Source organism: Stenotrophomonas sp. YJH_SMC_14-1 (assembly GCF_059372275.1).
On record NZ_JCAFVK010000001.1, the window covers coordinates 157,845 to 172,894 of the forward strand.

Annotated in this window: 21 protein-coding genes; 5 read left to right on the plus strand and 16 right to left on the minus strand. The window is 67.1% G+C overall.

Annotated features, from left to right (window positions below; genetic code table 11):
- Positions 1–3 precede the first annotated feature (3 nt).
- From AC5P9P_RS00810 to AC5P9P_RS00885, 16 genes are all read right to left on the minus strand, one after another.
- Positions 4–552, minus strand: coding sequence for a phage tail protein I (locus tag AC5P9P_RS00810; RefSeq protein ID WP_223846484.1), 549 nt, complete (start codon positions 550–552; stop codon positions 4–6).
- A 223-nt stretch (positions 553–775) separates the two neighbouring features.
- Positions 776–1,672 (minus strand): baseplate assembly protein, encoded by an 897-nt coding sequence (locus AC5P9P_RS00815; protein WP_005412462.1) that lies wholly within the window; start codon positions 1,670–1,672, stop codon positions 776–778.
- A gap of 2 nt (positions 1,673–1,674) precedes the next feature.
- Positions 1,675–2,013 carry a GPW/gp25 family protein gene (locus AC5P9P_RS00820; protein ID WP_005408332.1) on the minus strand — a complete coding sequence of 113 codons (339 nt, stop codon included), beginning with the start codon at positions 2,011–2,013 and terminating at the stop codon, positions 1,675–1,677.
- A 52-nt stretch (positions 2,014–2,065) separates the two neighbouring features.
- Positions 2,066–2,656 (minus strand): phage baseplate assembly protein V, encoded by a 591-nt coding sequence (locus AC5P9P_RS00825; RefSeq protein ID WP_049433227.1) that lies wholly within the window; start codon positions 2,654–2,656, stop codon positions 2,066–2,068.
- Positions 2,653–3,207: a hypothetical protein gene (locus tag AC5P9P_RS00830; protein WP_288469770.1), complete on the minus strand. Its 555-nt coding sequence runs from the start codon at positions 3,205–3,207 to the stop codon at positions 2,653–2,655. Before AC5P9P_RS00830 ends, AC5P9P_RS00825 begins: the two co-directional genes overlap by 4 nt.
- A gap of 118 nt (positions 3,208–3,325) precedes the next feature.
- A complete protein-coding gene (locus tag AC5P9P_RS00835; RefSeq protein ID WP_049403302.1) occupies positions 3,326–3,616 on the minus strand; it encodes a hypothetical protein in 291 nt (96 codons plus the stop codon).
- The gene (locus tag AC5P9P_RS00840) at positions 3,561–3,938 is read right to left on the minus strand and encodes a hypothetical protein (protein ID WP_033835193.1); all 378 of its coding nucleotides are present in this window, start codon (positions 3,936–3,938) and stop codon (positions 3,561–3,563) included. The genes AC5P9P_RS00835 and AC5P9P_RS00840 overlap by 56 nt, the downstream gene beginning before the upstream one ends.
- Complete coding sequence (locus AC5P9P_RS00845; protein WP_049403301.1) at positions 3,935–4,420, minus strand: glycoside hydrolase family 24 protein; 486 nt, start codon at positions 4,418–4,420, stop codon at positions 3,935–3,937. The genes AC5P9P_RS00840 and AC5P9P_RS00845 overlap by 4 nt, the downstream gene beginning before the upstream one ends.
- Positions 4,417–4,767: a hypothetical protein gene (locus AC5P9P_RS00850; protein WP_005408337.1), complete on the minus strand. Its 351-nt coding sequence runs from the start codon at positions 4,765–4,767 to the stop codon at positions 4,417–4,419. The genes AC5P9P_RS00845 and AC5P9P_RS00850 overlap by 4 nt, the downstream gene beginning before the upstream one ends.
- Complete coding sequence (locus tag AC5P9P_RS00855; protein ID WP_223846372.1) at positions 4,764–5,192, minus strand: helix-turn-helix domain-containing protein; 429 nt, start codon at positions 5,190–5,192, stop codon at positions 4,764–4,766. Before AC5P9P_RS00855 ends, AC5P9P_RS00850 begins: the two co-directional genes overlap by 4 nt.
- 355 nt (positions 5,193–5,547) lie before the next feature.
- Positions 5,548–5,931: a hypothetical protein gene (locus tag AC5P9P_RS00860; RefSeq protein WP_033835195.1), complete on the minus strand. Its 384-nt coding sequence runs from the start codon at positions 5,929–5,931 to the stop codon at positions 5,548–5,550.
- Positions 5,932–6,083: 152 nt separating this feature from the next.
- On the minus strand, positions 6,084–6,722 hold the full coding sequence (locus AC5P9P_RS00865) for a deoxynucleotide monophosphate kinase family protein (protein WP_033835196.1): 639 nt from the start codon (positions 6,720–6,722) through the stop codon (positions 6,084–6,086).
- 41 nt (positions 6,723–6,763) lie between these two features.
- Positions 6,764–6,991, minus strand: a complete 228-nt coding sequence (locus AC5P9P_RS00870; RefSeq protein WP_033835197.1) for a hypothetical protein — start codon at positions 6,989–6,991, stop codon at positions 6,764–6,766.
- Between the two features lie 64 nt (positions 6,992–7,055).
- Positions 7,056–7,337, minus strand: a complete 282-nt coding sequence (locus tag AC5P9P_RS00875; protein WP_495232560.1) for a DUF7696 family protein — start codon at positions 7,335–7,337, stop codon at positions 7,056–7,058.
- Positions 7,338–9,674, minus strand: coding sequence for a VapE domain-containing protein (locus AC5P9P_RS00880; protein ID WP_495232561.1), 2,337 nt, complete (start codon positions 9,672–9,674; stop codon positions 7,338–7,340).
- Positions 9,675–9,785: 111 nt separating this feature from the next.
- Complete coding sequence (locus tag AC5P9P_RS00885; protein WP_141097848.1) at positions 9,786–10,163, minus strand: hypothetical protein; 378 nt, start codon at positions 10,161–10,163, stop codon at positions 9,786–9,788.
- Here AC5P9P_RS00885 and AC5P9P_RS00890 point away from each other — a divergent pair.
- The 5 genes from AC5P9P_RS00890 (at position 10,162) to AC5P9P_RS00910 (ending at position 15,042) form a co-directional block, all read left to right on the plus strand.
- On the plus strand, positions 10,162–10,386 hold the full coding sequence (locus tag AC5P9P_RS00890; RefSeq protein ID WP_005408344.1) for a hypothetical protein: 225 nt from the start codon (positions 10,162–10,164) through the stop codon (positions 10,384–10,386). The two genes, AC5P9P_RS00885 and AC5P9P_RS00890, sit on opposite strands and share 2 nt — an antisense overlap.
- Positions 10,387–10,397: 11 nt before the next feature.
- Positions 10,398–10,652 (plus strand): hypothetical protein, encoded by a 255-nt coding sequence (locus AC5P9P_RS00895; protein ID WP_012479313.1) that lies wholly within the window; start codon positions 10,398–10,400, stop codon positions 10,650–10,652.
- 210 nt (positions 10,653–10,862) lie between these two features.
- Positions 10,863–11,258, plus strand: a complete 396-nt coding sequence (locus AC5P9P_RS00900; RefSeq protein WP_495232617.1) for a DUF2946 family protein — start codon at positions 10,863–10,865, stop codon at positions 11,256–11,258.
- A gap of 128 nt (positions 11,259–11,386) precedes the next feature.
- Entirely contained in the window at positions 11,387–13,525 is a 2,139-nt protein-coding gene (locus AC5P9P_RS00905) for a TonB-dependent receptor (RefSeq protein WP_495232562.1), read from the plus strand.
- Positions 13,526–13,536: 11 nt separating this feature from the next.
- Complete coding sequence (locus AC5P9P_RS00910) at positions 13,537–15,042, plus strand: PepSY domain-containing protein (protein WP_495232563.1); 1,506 nt, start codon at positions 13,537–13,539, stop codon at positions 15,040–15,042.
- Positions 15,043–15,050: the final 8 nt, after the last annotated feature.

The following is a 15,050-nucleotide window of genomic DNA, read 5'->3' on the forward strand; positions in this document are numbered from 1 at the left end:
GGGTTACTCTCCGATCAGTTGAAGGCGGCGGAAGGCCGTGGCGTGGGCGGCTGCAAGTGCGCCGACGGCGGCGTCGGCCTGCATGCCCTGGGTAAAGGTGAAGTGCGAGCGCACCGGCTTGGTCCGGGTGATTTCGCCGATGACGTCCTCCACGAACATCGCCGTGGCAGACTGGCCATCCTGGTTGGCGATGGTCATCACCGCTTCGAAGGTGTGCGGCGCGCCCCTGGGCTGCAGCTGCCACCACTCGCGGATCAGCACCGATCCACCGAAGGCGGCCACCACGTCGCGCACGCTGCCGGCGGTGCCCTTGCGACGCTGGATGGCGATGGCCGTACGCACCCGGGCGCGCTTCACGGCTTCGGGCCAGTAGGCCTTCCATTCGTCCACCGACAGCGCCCAGGCCAGCCAGGGCAGCAGTGCGGTCGGACAGCGGTCGGCATCCCACAGCGCGGTGATGTCCACCGGCAACGGACGTGCAACGATGGCGCGGGCAAGCGCGCGCTCGGCATGGGTGGCGTTGGCGGGTAGCAGGTTTGCCGCCGAGGGCACCACCACCTGGGCGTCACCATCGATGACCTCGCCGGGCGCCGGTGCAGCGGCCAGGGTGACCCTGCTGCCCTCGATGACGCTGCCCTGCAGCGGCTGCCGCCCCCGTGCATCGGTGCGGTACACAGCCTGCAGGCTCGCCAGCGCGCCGCCGGGGTGGCGGAAGGTGCGGTTGCGGCCATCGATCGCGCCGCGCAGGCGCGCGTTGATCAGGCGCGTGCTCGGCTCATTCATCGGTGCCGCCGTGGGTCAGGGTCACGCCGGCGCAGTGGGTGGCCTGGGTTCGGTCCACCACCACATCTGCAGCCGGATGGACGATCTCCACGCGCTGCACGCCCTCGGCATGCAATGCGGCGAACAACCCCGAACGGGTGACATCGCGGCCGAGGCGATGTGACTCGCTGATGTAGCGGTCCAGGCGGGTGCGCGCTTCAGCAAGCACGACCTGCGAATCCGGGCCGGCAAAGGTGAACAGCGTGGCGTCGACCGAGTAGGTGACGATCGTGGCCGGCTTCACCAGCACGTGGTCGGTCAGCGGTCGCACGTCATCGGCGCTCAGCTTCGCCTCGACGATGTCCAGCAGCCCCTGGGTGGCGGTTCCATCCGCTTCGCGCGACAGCACCGAGACCACCACTTCGCCGGGGGCGGGACTGGTCGCACTGGCGTCGAGCACGCGCGGGTCCGCGCTCAGCGCATGGAATACATAGGCACCTTCCGGCCCCGCCACGCTGAACCCTTCCGGGCCCAGCTGGATGCGGCGGCGGAAGTCCTCATCGCTCTCATATCGCGGTGGAATGCCTTCCTGCGGCCTGCCTGGGTCGAGCACCTGGCGGGCGACGCCGAAGATCGCGGCGAGGTGGTCCAGGTCGCTGCCACCGGCATAGGCCAGCATCACGCCACGCGCGGCGTCGTTGACACGCTGGCGATCGAGCAGGCGCAGGTAGGTGCAGACCTCCAGGATCTTGAAGGCCGGGTCCGACGGCAGCAGCGCGTCGAAGGTGGGATCCAGGGCCTGCAGTGCGGTCAGCGATTCATCGAACATGGCTTCGAAATCGAGCACTTCGATGACCGCCGGTGCAGGCAGCTGGGACAGATTGACACTGGTGAACGAGCCGGATGCCACGGTTAGCGAACCTCGATTCCTTCGATGGTGATGGCTTCGCCGTCCGGCAGGTGGATCCCGGTCACTGCCAGGATCATCACGCCGGGGGCGGGGAGGGAGACGTCGACGTTCTCGACGTGGAGACGCGGTTCCCATCGCGCCAGCGCGTCGACGGTGGCCGCGATCAGGTCCATGCGCAGCGAGCGGTTGGTCGGCGCATCGATCAGTTCGAATACGCGTGAACCGTATTCGCGGCGCAGTACGCGGGAGCCAAGGGGCGTGGTGAGAATGTCACGCACGGACTGGTGGAGATGGGCGAGCCCATCCAGTGATTTGCCGGTGTTGGCGTCGATTCCTCGCATGGCCTCTATCGTCGTGGAGTGCGGGCTTTCAGGGCATTGCAGGCGTGGCCGCTCAGGCCTGGGCCGGCGTGGTCGGGGCGGTTGGGCCCTGTGCGGTGTGTGTGTGTGCCTTCAGGCCGATGGCACCGGCCTTGACGTCGCCCGGTGTGCTGATGTCCTTGCCGGCGCTGATCGCGCCGCTGACATCCAGATCGCCGGTCGCCTTGATCGAGGGTGTATCGAGCACGATCGATTCGCTGGCGATCACCTGTGCATTCGCGCAGGTGACGATGACCTTGCCGCTGCCGACATGGACGTTGAGCGTGGTGGTTTCCTGGTCGTACTCGACGCTGCTGCCGTCGGCGAACTCGGTGCGTTGCCGCAGGCGCGAGTCGGCCGGCGGCGGAAAGCGGTCCTGGTACAGGCTGCCGAGTACCAGTGCCTGGCCAGGGTCGCCATAGGGGCACGCCAGCACGACCTGCTCGCCCGGTTCGGGAGCGCACCAGCTGCGCATGCCCGGTCCGGCGCGGCGCTCCAGCCAGGGAATCCAGTCGGTAAGCATGCCGTCGGCATCGACGCGAACGCGCCCGTTCGCCTCGTCCAGTTCGCGCACCACGCCGATCATCAGCAGGTTGCCGATCAGCCGCGCGTGTTCGGCGCTCATCGTGCGCGCTCCGGCAACGGCTGGTAGCGGGACTCATGGGCGCGGCCGATCTCCGGCGCGAAGCTGTAGGACGCCTGCGGCACCACGCCACCGGCGTCGTCCCACGGGTTGTCGCCCAGCGCGACCGGCAGTGACCACTCGACGATCCAAGTGCGCAGGCCCGGCTGTGCCGCCGCGGGGTCTTCCGGCAATGCTGCAATCACATCGATCGCACCGCTGGCAACGCCGGGGAAGCGGCCGAGCTGGTGCAGCCAGGTCGCCAGGGCGAGGGCCGCGTTGCGCAGCTGCAGCGCTGTGGTTGCATCGGTCGCCGGCAGCGCAATGCGCGCTTCGAAGCGTAGCGTGGCCTGCAGCAGGCCACTGCCATCATTGTTGTCCCTGCTGCGGTCACAGCGGGTCATCGCCAGCAGGCAGCCCGGCAGGGGCATCCCCTCAGCGTTGGCCTCGCGATGGAACTCGACGCTTGCAAACCCCGGAAAGCGTGCGCGGATCGCGGCTTCGATCGCGGCAATCAGCGGATCGAGCGTGGGAGGGAAGGAATCGTTCGCCATGTCAGCTCATGCAGGGAAGGAAGGAGGGGCGTAGCGCTGCAAGGCGCGCACGGTCTGCAGCCAGTGTTGCCATCACCGCAGTGAGGCGGCATTGCAGGCGTGGCCTTGTCCGGAAGGCTCAGTGCGTGGGAGTGGCACTGCTGCCGCAGTCGGCGGGTGCTGCCGGCGCGGCGCCATTGATGGTGATGCCGCGCTGGCTGCCGAGGCTGCACAGCAGCGCACTCAGCTGGTCGGCCAGCGCGTGGTACTGCTGTGCGACCGCAACGTGATTGCGCAGCAGCGCGTCATCGCTGGCTGCGTGCAGGTCCGGCAGGCGGGGTGGGGGAAGCAGCTGGGCAGGTGCGATGCTGAGGTCAGCGCGGCAGGGCGTGGCCGGCGTTGGCCTCGCGCCAGATGCGCACGAACTCACCGTCAGCGTCGCCGCGATCACGACCAGGAGTCTTGGCATGGGTCTCGATGTCCCGTTGCAGGGTGTTGAACTGTTCGGTGTGCCGGGCCTGGTGGGCCAGGCGCTGTGATTCGGCCTGCGCGCCTGCGGCGCTGTTGGCGAGGGCCTGCTGGTGCGCGCGCTGGACTGCATCGGTGCGGGCCTCCTGCTGCGCTGCCCGGGTGGTGGCAACGGCAAGGTCCGCAGTGCGGTCGCGCAGGGTCCATCCCAGCCAGGCGCAGCTCGCGTGGCTACCGGCAAGGACCAGCAACCCGATGCCCAACCTCAGTCCCGGGGGCGTCACTGCAGGGCTCCGCCGGCGGCACGGTACGCCGCGCGCAGTGTTTCCAGTGCGTGCTCCTTCTGGCCGTAGCCGGCGCCCGGCAGCGATGCCCAGATGCGCCGGGCCGCGGTGACGGCGGCATCGAAGCGTCCCAGCCGGATCAGCTCGTAGGCACCGCATTGTTTCAACAGGGCGACCGCCGCACGGTCCTGCGAAACCGGGCCGAAGTCAGGCAGGCCCAGTCGCGCGCGCAGGTCATCCCAGGTGCTGCGCAGGAACTGGTAGCGGCCTGCGGCGCTGGATTTGATGCCGTAGCGCGGCAGCGACACCAGCACGCGGGGATGGTCGCGGTAGTCGGTGAACAGCTGGCCACCGACGATGACGTCGTAGCCGCGGTCACGCGAGCGCTGGCTGGGTATGTCGGTGCCTTCGGACACCGCCAGCATGTCCAGGAACGCAGCAACGTTGGTGCCACCGAGGGCGTTGGCTGCAGCGGCGGTCATGCGGCGGCCCCCGGCTGCTTGCGCACCAGGTTCAACAGAGCGTCTATCTGTACGCTCTGCTGGGCGATCTGTGCACGCAGGGCGCTGACTTCACCGCGCAGCTGCCCGATCTCCTGGGCCATTGCCTCGCGCTCGTGCATCAGCCCATCAGCGCGTGTACGTTCGGCCGCGAGCTGTTCCTGCAGGGTGCGCAGGGTGTTGCTGGTGGCTTCATCGGCGGTGCGGTCGACCTTGGCCGACGACAACCACTGGCGCAGCCACAGCGACACCGCGATCAGCACGCCCGAGGTCCCGCCCAGGTACTTGGCCCAATCCGGCACGCCGGCCAGCAGGTCGCTCTCGTTCATGCGCGTGCGTATCCCTTGAGCAGGGCCGGGTGGACAGCCGGTGGCAACGCGGTGCGCGCACCGCGCAGGGCGCGCTTGATGGTGGTCTGTGAGACGCCGAACTCACGCGCAACATGGTCGCGTGGCATGCCGCTGGCGACCGCGCGGGCAATCTGCTCGCGGCGTTCGTGCGCGCCGGCAGCGAAGCAGGATGCCAGGAACAACAGTTCGCCGCCGAAGTGCGCGACCAGCCGCTGGGCGACGTCGTGGCCAAGGATGTCGATCAGCCGGTGCTGGTCGGGCAGGGTGGAGGGGACGTAGACGATGACGCGGTGACGGCCGGTGGTGCTGGAGGTGGTCGGCGGCCAGGCACGCACCAGCGTGAGGGCTGCGGATTCGCCGATGACCTCGGCCAGGGTCTGGATGCTGTCGGGCAGGGCGTTCATGGAGGATGTCTTCAGTGGCATTGATCTCCACTGTTGCCATCCCGCATGACCAGTCAACACCTTTCATCTACTTTTATATCGGTGCGCTGAAGACGTTCAGTCGTGCGTGAGGAGGGGGGAGGAGCACGACACGCCTGCTTGCAGTGAGCCGAATCCGCTTGCTCTGGCCGCTGGTGTTTTCCTGTACATCCGTACTCGTTGTCCTCACCTGGCAGGAACAGAGGCAGATCAAGGGGATGGGGCAGGTACAGGGTGAGGACGGCCACCTGCCACACAGCCTCATGCGCCGTGTACTGGCCGGAAACGAAAAAGCCCCGGACGATGCCGGGGCTTCAGGACTGCAGGGGGCGCTGGATCAAAGATCGAACACCAGGTTGCCGCCGGTCTTGCGGGGGATGTACCCGGCGTCGCGCAGCCAGCGTGCGGCGTTGACCTGGTCCATGCGCTTGACCGGGAAGCGGTTGGCGAACATCAGGAAGCGCGCCACGGTGATCGACTCGCCCTTGCCCTTCAGGGCCGCAAGGGTTTCGACGAACCATGGCGCGGGCGGCTGCTGGCTGCCCGGGCGGGCCACGGTACGCGTCTGCTGGGCGCTGCCTGCGCCTGCCCGGGCAGTGGCCAGCGTGCACAGCGAGATGAAGATCGCATCCAGGCTCACGATGTCCTTGCTGCCCTTGGGCTGGGACTTGAACAACTCGATGGCCTTCAGGCGCGTCGACGTGAACTGTTCGACCTCCATGGCGTTTCCTCTTTGCGAAATGGGTTGGGGATGTAGGGTGACGACAGGTGTCGTCGGTGATGGGGGATGACCTTACATCATTTTCGCCGATGATGGGTCGGGGCCTGCGCTGGGTTCGGGGGATGGACCGGATGGCGGGCCGGCATTCCGGATCAGATCACACCGCGCGAACGCAGCTGGTCCAGCGATCTGCGGACCAGATCGGCCGCGGTGCTGTCATTGTCGACTTCGATGTCGACCAGCTCATGCGGTAGCGGCTGCTCGCTGGCATGAGGGTCGCTGCTGCGATGGCCTGGGCGATTGACGCGGATCACGACACCACCACGACGGCGGATCGCGCGGGCCTCATTGGCGAAGCGGACGTCGGGTACCAGCCCGCCCTCGGGCAGGCGTGCGAACAGCGAGCGTACCCACAGCTCGGGATGGACGCGGTCACGCCCCCACTCGGTACCGGCGGTCTGCATCAGTTGGCGCGGGGTGAGTTCGGCCAGCCAGTCGATGGCGTCCTCCTTGCGGCTGTCCAGTTCGTGCAGGGAAAGCCCGAGGAGGGAGGCGACCAATTGCCGCAGTGGGGCCGCGAAGCTGTCGCATGGCAGTGACAACGCCGACGCCAGTCCATTGGCGAGTGTGTCCTTGCCCGAGCGCTTGCTGCCGGCGATGCCGATGTAGAGCGGCACACGAGAGCGTGGCGCCGGCCGCAGGGCAACGCTGCCCAGTGCAGGGCCGGCACGGAACGCGGCCAGTGTGTCGGCAATCAGGCGATGACCGCTGTCGAGGGAGGCGGGAATCATGCGGAATCTACTCCTGGAGAAATGCGGCAGGTGCCGGAGGATCAGGAATCGCGACCGACGACGCTGCGGGCGCGGAGGATGCGCTGGGTGATGTGCCCGCCCCGGGCCGCCGCGGCGATCGGGTCAAAGCACAACATGGCGGTGCGGGTACGCCGGCCGGCAGCAAGGTGGTCGCGGATGGTCCGCTCGGACAGCACCGGTACCCGCTGGTGGATCTGCTGCACGGTCAGCTGCTCACCTTCGAAGGCATGCAGTCGGGGACGGGACATGGCGGAAGCGCTCCTGGAAGGTGGCGGGCCGATACCGGCATCTTGCCCCTGTAGACGCCTCTAGTCAACACCTTTCATCTACTTGCATCATGATGCGGTTGGGCGGGCTGGCGATCCACAGCCGCAATGCCGCTGCTGCCAGACGCTCACGCTCAACCGGGCCGCGTGCGGCCAGGACACCCTCGAGATACTGTTGGCGGTGCCGGCGCGGACTGACCACCGTCCAGCGCCCGTCGGTGCCCACGCGCCGGTAGCCGTCCAGTTGCAGCAGGCGACGTGCTTCGCAGTGCAGGCGCCAGTCGCCGCTGCTGCTGTCAACGTCGCGACCATCATGGAGGCGCGGCATCTAGAACGGCCCTGCCGCGTGCTCGGCCAGACTGCGTTTGCGCTGTGGCATCAGCCAGACCTTGGCGCGCTCCTTGCCCACCACGCGGGTGCGCACACCATGCCGCTTCACCACGTAGGCGGCGGCCTCGTTCACCTCGCGACGGTTGGGCCTGTCGATGCCCACCGCGATGACGATCTCGGTGGCGCGGTAGTGCGCGCTCCAGTGCTCGGCAGGGAGCGACCAGTCGAAATGACGATCGATCAGTTCGGCGATCGGCGAGATGGGCTCGTGTTCGCTGTTGGTGGCATTGAGCGCATCCAGTTCCTCGGCACTCAAGTGCCAGGTCTCGCCACTGCAGTACAACGCATGGGCCTCAGCCCAGACCTGCTGCATGTCGATCCGCGCCGGTTCGCCCAGCGCCACGGCGTGCACGGTCCACCAGCGGGTGTTGCCGGTGGCATCGCGGAGGAAGCGTTCGTCGTTGACACTGGCAAACAAGATGGTGCGCCGCGCATAGCGGGATTCGGTGCGCGCGTAGGGGCGACGGATCTCGTCATGGCTGCGCGAGATGAATGATTTCAGTGCCGCGATATCGGTACGGCGGAAGGTGGCATCGACTTCGCCCAGTTCGACGATCCACTTGGAGATGACCTGCTTGACGCTGTCCTTGTTGGCCGGATCGAGCACCACCCCATCGGCGATCAGTTGCAGCTCCGCCGGCGCCAGTTGCCGTGCCCAGCGTGTCTTGCCCAGGTTCTGTTTCGAGACGAACGTCAGTACGCCGCGCGCGACCACGCCATCGGGCTCAAAGGCGGCCGCCACACCGGAGATCAGCCAGCGCCGCATCAGGACTTCCTTCAGCACGCGGCCGTCGGCCATGCGCGTGGGCTGGGCTTCCAGCACGGTGTCGAAGAACGCCTGCAGGCGGGTCTGGCCATCCCACGGCCGTGAGGTGATCCAGCTGGCGACCGGGTTGTAGGGATTGGCTTCGGCCACCTGGCACAGGTTGGTCTCGAAGCTGGCGGTGGCCATGCCAGCGCGGTGCATGCAATCCATCACTTCGCCCGCCGCGACCTCCTTGGCGTTGTCCACGGTCGTCTGCAGCCCAGGGACCAGAATCTCCAGATCCTTGCGGATGACGTTGTAGCGCACGGTCACACCGGTACGACGGCACAGCTCGGCCAGGTTGCGGGCGGTTGGCAACGGCCGCCCGCGCGCGTTGGTATCGGGAAACGGGGTGAAGGCATCGAATGCGGACAGGTTGCCAGGCACCTGGTAGCGCGCGCTGGCCGATGACGGCGCATCGTCCCCCGCCACGTCGTCGCCTGCTGCGGGCGGTGCGGGAGGCAACAGCTGGGTACGCACGGCGTCCAGCCCTTCACGCAGATGCAGGTCGTTGAAGTCGGTAGGACGGTCATCGTCGCCATGCAGCGCGGCGAATTCGGGCCAGGCCACGCGGGCATCGATGTCCGCGGCAGCCTGCGTGGCCAGGGTGACGCCCGGGTTGTCCAGCGGCTGCCGCGTCCACTGATCGTTGTCGGCGCACAGCACGAACGATGCGTCCGGCATGGCGCCGCGCCAGGCCCGGGCGACCGCGCCAAGGTTGCCTGCATCCCAGGCCACCACCACGCACCAGCCCGTGGCCTGGTGGATGGATCCGGCGGTGGCATAGCCCTCTGCAATGGCGATCGGTTGGCCAGGGGCCGGCTTGCCGATGACATGGAAGCAGCCCTGCTTGCGGCCACCGGAAAGGAAGTCCTTGTCGCGGCCTAGTGCTGGATCCACGCGGGGAAAGATCGCCTGCAACGAGACGATACGGCCCGCGCTGTTCATCACCGGCACCAGCAGGGCATTGTCGATATGGCGGAAGACCAGGCCATCGCTGTTGCGCACCGGCCACGGCGCCACGCGCAGGCCATGTGCGTGGATGCCCTTGCGTACCAGATAGGGGTGCTGAACGTCGGCGGGAATGGCACGGTTCCACAGCACGTTGGCGGCCTTGGCGGCAGCGTCCTCGCGCTCGCGCTGATGCCGTTCGCGCTCGCTGCGGGCCGCTTCCTGGCGTTGCCGGATGGCGCGCTGCTCGGCCGCACTCAACGCGGTCGGCGATTTCGCGCACCAGGCATGGCGGGTGCCGGTCCGCCAGCTGCCGAACTCGCCGGCCGGCACATGGTCTCCAAACAACACGGCCCACCCGTTGCGCGTGCCACGACGGTCGCCTTCCACATGGAAGCGAACCAGTGTGCCATCGGCATTGAGCGCGTCGCGGCCGCGCGCGTCCGGCACGATGCCGTGCGCGTGCATGGCCTGCAGGAACGCGGGCACGATGTCCTGCGTGGGATGCGGTGTGTGCATTCGACGGAGCCCCTGGGAACGTGGATCGGTCCACGGCGGCCGATGGCGGCCAACGTGCTGTGCAGTTTCTGGCGTGCGCAGGTCACGCAGCGGCCGACCGATGCAGTGCGATCAGGATGTGATGGGAGGTGGTGGCACGGTCATGGTGTCGGATCGTGGCTTCATTTGCAACACCTTCCAGTACCTTGCATCCCCGGGCGCGCTCAGGCCATCCAGTACGCGTTGGATCTGCGATGGCGTTCGCAGATCGCCGTGGTCGCGCCGATGCGTCGCAGTTGGCGAGAACCGGTTTTCGGATGATGCGATCGCCGTCAGCGACGGCCCTTCGTTTCTCTCCACCGCGCCTTCGGGCGCCCGTGCACAAGGAGCCTGCATGTTTGAAATCCACTGCAACCACGAACGCCGATCCGCCGCGGAATCCGCGTCGTTGACGGTCGTTGCGACGTTCTCAATCGGTGCGACCACCCCTCGATAAAATACAACCCGCATGACGGACACCATCGACGAAGCGCAGGAAATGGAAGCGCGCCACCTGCAACGCGCCCTGGCCCAGCACGCAACGCGGGCCAGCAACGTTGCCCCTCTCACTCCCATGGGGGAATGCCACAACCCGGACTGCAGCGAAGACTTCGACAACGATCCGGCAAGGCTGTTCTGTGGGCCTGCCTGTGCCGAGCGTTTCGAAGCCATCCATCAACACCGCAACGCATAGGAACAGGGGACATGTCTCTGAACAGCAACGACGCTGGCTTCACCGAACGCATCGCCGGTTTATCGGCCGAGCTCGCCGTGCTGGTGAGCCTGGTGGAGAACCACATCCATCTGCAGCTGGCTGATCTGGCCGACTCGGGTGATGTGGATGCACAGGAGCGATTTGCGGTAGCCGATCCGGAGCGCTGGTTGGAGAACGCCCGCAACAGCCTGCAGGCGGGTTTCATGTTTCTGGAGCGCGCGGTGCAGCAACCGGCGCGGTTCTAGCGATGTGATGCGGGGACGGAAGGGGCCGTATGGGTGCCTTCCGTCCCCCTTGGTGTCATGGAGAGCGCTTGCGTCCGTGGCTGCGTCATAACGTCGCACCACCCTTCTGGAAATCCTGAACGTGGTCCAGGGTTGGCGGCAGCCCCGTAGAATGGTGGTGTGCGTCGTTCTGTCCTCCACCGCCGGTTCCAGTCCTTGGCATGGCTTGCCATGCTGCTGGTGCTGCTCGCCCCGTTGGTGAGCCGTTGGCTGGCGCACGGTCACGTGGCCACCGCTGCGCCGGTGGCGGCGATGGACCATGCGATGCACGCAGAGCATGCGCAGCACGCGATGGAAGGGCACCACGATCATCACGCGATGGCGATGCAGCACGGCGAATCGACGCCGAAGCCAGCTGCCGATCCACATGCCGACCATGAGATGGGCGTGGATTGCGATTACTGCCTGATCGCCGCGCGGCTGATCACCCTGCTGGTGGCGGCATTGCTGCTGTTGGCACCGATGGTATCGATATGCCGTGCGCTGCGTGGTGCAGTGCAGGCGTTGCCGCAGCGGGTCATCGGCACATTGGGAGCGCGCGGGCCACCGGCCTTCATGGCTGCCTGAGCCACACGCGCGGTGCATTGATCTTTTTTCATGAGGTTGCCGGCCACGGCCGGTGCCCGCACGCGCGTGTCTGTCCCTTTCTGATTGCTGCCCTGCCATTGCAGGGTGGCCTTGCATGCCGTGAACAGATGAAAACGAACCCCAACTCCGCGCGCCTGCGCCGGGCGACGCTGCCTGCCATGTGCGCGTTGCTCCTGCACACCGCCTCTGTACTTGCCGCCGATGCGGCACCACCGACCACGCTGGATACCGTGCGCGTGGTCGATACCCGCAGCGGCGAGCTGTCTTCCACCTCCAGCGCAGGCTCTGCGTTGGGCCTGAGCGTGCTGCAGACACCGGCCAGCCTGACGGTGATTTCGCGCGAGCAACTGGAACAGCGCGGCGACACCAACCTCAATGATGCGATCAGCCGCGCCGGTGCGATCAGTGCGATGCCGCACCCGGGCAACGGCCTGAGTGCGCTGTCCAGCCGTGGCTTCACCGATGGCGCTTCCGTGATGCGCCTGTATGACGGGCTGCGCCAGTATGGCGGCGTGGGCATCACCTTTCCATTCGATACCTGGTCCATCGAGCGCATCGAAGTGCTGCGCGGTCCGGCCTCGGTCATCCATGGCGATGGTGCCATTGGCGGGGTCATCAACATCGTGCCGAAGAAGCCGACGCGCGGTGCCATCGAGAACGAGATCAGCGTGACCGTGGGCAGCGAGGACACCGCGCGGCTGGGCTTCGGCAGTGGTGGCGCGCTGACCCCCGAGCTGGCCTACCGGCTGGATGTGAGTGGCAACTACAGCGGTGGCTGGGTTGATCGCGGGCGCAGTAGTGATGCCACCTTCTCCGGCGCACTGCTGTGGCAACCGCGTGCGGATCTGCAGCTGTCGCTCACCCATGCGGAAGGCTATCAGCAACCGATGCGCTACTTCGGCACGCCACTGGTGGATGGCCGCCAGCTGGAGGCGCTGCGCCACCGCAACTACAACGTGGAAGACAGTGACATCCGCTACCGCGACCGCTGGACCCAGCTCGATGCGCTGTGGACGCCGAACGCAAGCGTCGAATGGCGCACGCGCCTCTACCAGATCGACAGCCAGCGCGATTGGCGCAATGCCGAAGCCTACGTCTACAACCGCGCTACCGGCTTGATCGATCGCTCAGGCAATACCGAGATCACCCACGACCAGGACCAGACCGGGTTGACCTCGACGCTGAGGGTACAGGGGAACATTGCGGGCCTGGCCAACAGCTTCGCCGTGGGCCTCGATGCCAACCGCGCGCACTTCAAGCACACCAACAACACCTATGCCGGCAGCTCGGGCCCGGTCGATCCGTTCGATCCGGTGCCGGGCCAGTTCACCAGCGACGCGCCGAACCTGCCGCGCTACCGTAATCGTGCCGAGCAGTACGCGCTGTTCGTGGAAGACCGCTTGGCGCTGAGCGAGCGCTGGTCGGTGCTGGGTGGGCTGCGCCACGACCGCGCGCGCATTGATCGTACCGATCTGATCAGCGGCCAGAACGCGTTCTCGAAGACCTACCGCAGCACCGGCTGGCGCGGAGGCGCGGTATTCGCGCTGCAGCCGACGTTGAACCTGTATGCGCAGTACTCGCAGGCGGCGGACCCGGTGAGTGGCCTGTTGATGATCAGCCCGGCCAACGGGGCCTTCGACCTGGCCAAGGGCCGGCAGATCGAGTTGGGCCTGAAGCAGGCCTTCGATGGCGGCGAGTGCACGCTGGCGGCGTACCGCATCCGCAAGACCGGGCTGCTCAGCCGCGATCCGCTGGTGCCGGATCGCCGCGTGCAGGTGGGCGCACAGACCTCGCGTGGCGTTGAAGCCTCCTTGAACTGGAACTTCGCGCCGCACTGGTCGCTCGATGCCAACGCCACGGTGCTGAAGGCCGAGTTCGAGGACTTCTTGGAAACCACCGGTTCGCCGGCGGTGCTGGTGTCGCGTGATGGCAATGTGCCACCGAACGTGGCCGAGCGCCTGGCCAATGTGTGGCTGAGCTGGCAGTTCGCACCGGACTGGAGTGCGGCGGGTGGCGTGCGTTACGTCGGCAAGCGCTACGCCGACAACGCCAACACCTTGGAGCTGCCCGGCTACAGCACCACCGACCTGGCACTGACCTGGCAGGCGGCACCGCGCACGCGGCTGTCGGCGCGGCTGTTCAACGTGTTCGACAAGGCGTACTACGCCACCGCGTACTACACCAGCACGCAGTGGCTGCTGGGTGCGGACCGGCGCGTCGAATTCACCGTCGATCATCGCTTCTGAGGAGGCTGGCGATGACGTTGCGATCCACCGCCAAGCGCTGGACCTATCTGGTGCACCGCTGGCTGGGCATCGGCGGATGCCTGCTGATGTTGCTGTGGTTTGTCAGCGGCATGGTGATGCTGTTCATTGGTTACCCGAAGCTGACACCCGGTGAGCGGCTGGCGGCGTTGCCGGTGCTGGGGGATGCTCGCGATCTGCAGGGGCTGTCGGTACTGCCTGCCGTGGTGCAGGCCGAGCCGGAGGTTGTGGCGCTGACGACGCTGCGTGGCGAGCCTGCGTACGTGGTGCGCAATGGCAGCAACGTGGGCGCCTGGTCTGCCGTGACCGGCCAGGCGCTGCTGCCGGTGTCGGCACAGAGAGCCGAAGCATCCGCCGCACAGTTCGCGGGCGGCCAAGCCTTCGTCGGCGCGACACGCGTGGACGAGGACCGCTGGACGCATTCGCGTGCGCTGGATGCGCATCGGCCGCTGTACCGGGTTGAAGTGGGCGGCGCGCAGCCAGGGGATGTGTATGTGTCCTCACACACCGGCGAAGTGGTGCAGGACGCACCGCATGTGCAGCAGCGCTGGAACTATGTGGGCGCCTGGCTGCACTGGTTGTACTTCCTGCGCATGCAGTCGGTGGACCCGGTGTGGACGTGGGTGGTGATCGTGCTGTCCGCGCTGTGCACGGTGGCGGCGATCAGCGGCATCGTGGTGGGTGTGTGGCGCTGGCGTTTCCGTGGGCACTACCGTTCGGGTGCGAAGACGCCATACGTCGAACCATGGATGCGCTGGCACCATCTGATCGGGCTGGTGGCTGCGGCTTTCGTGTTCAGCTGGATCTTCAGCGGGCTGATGTCGATGAACCCGTTGGGCGTCTTCAGCAGTACGCGCGAAGCGATCGACAGCGGACGCTATCGTGGCGGCGCGGTAGCGGTGGATGGCGCGCTGGGTGAACCGGCGGCGCTGCTGGCGGCCGTCGACGACGCGCGCTTCAAGCCGGTGGAGATCCAGTGGCGACGCATCGATGGTGAGCTGTTCGCGGTGTTGCTGGACGGGCAGGGCAAGACCCGCATTGTGTCCGGCAGTGATGGTCATCTGCAGGTTGCGCGGTTGCTGCCGGCCGCATGGCTGCAGCAGAAGGTGCGGGCGTTGTCCGATGCGCCCGTGCAGGGGTACTGGGTCCAGCTCGCAGCGGATGCGTACTTCTACCCGCGTGCACCGGAAGCCATGAACGGCGCAGCGGTACGCCGCTTCCCGGTGGCGCTGGCTGATTTCGGCGATGCCGAGGCGACGCGGGTCTACCTCGATCTGGCCACTGGCGACCCGTTGCTGACGATGGGGCGTCGCGAGCGCGTGGGTCGCTGGCTGTTCCACTTCCTGCACAGCTGGGACCTGCCGGCGATGCTGCGTCAGGTCACCGCCCGGCTGGCGGTGTTGCTGCTGCTGAGCCTGGCTGGCGCTGCGTTGTGTGCAACGGCCACGGTGATCGGCTACCGCCGGTTGCGGATGAAGCTGCGGCGCAGGCGGCGCTGATGCCTTGG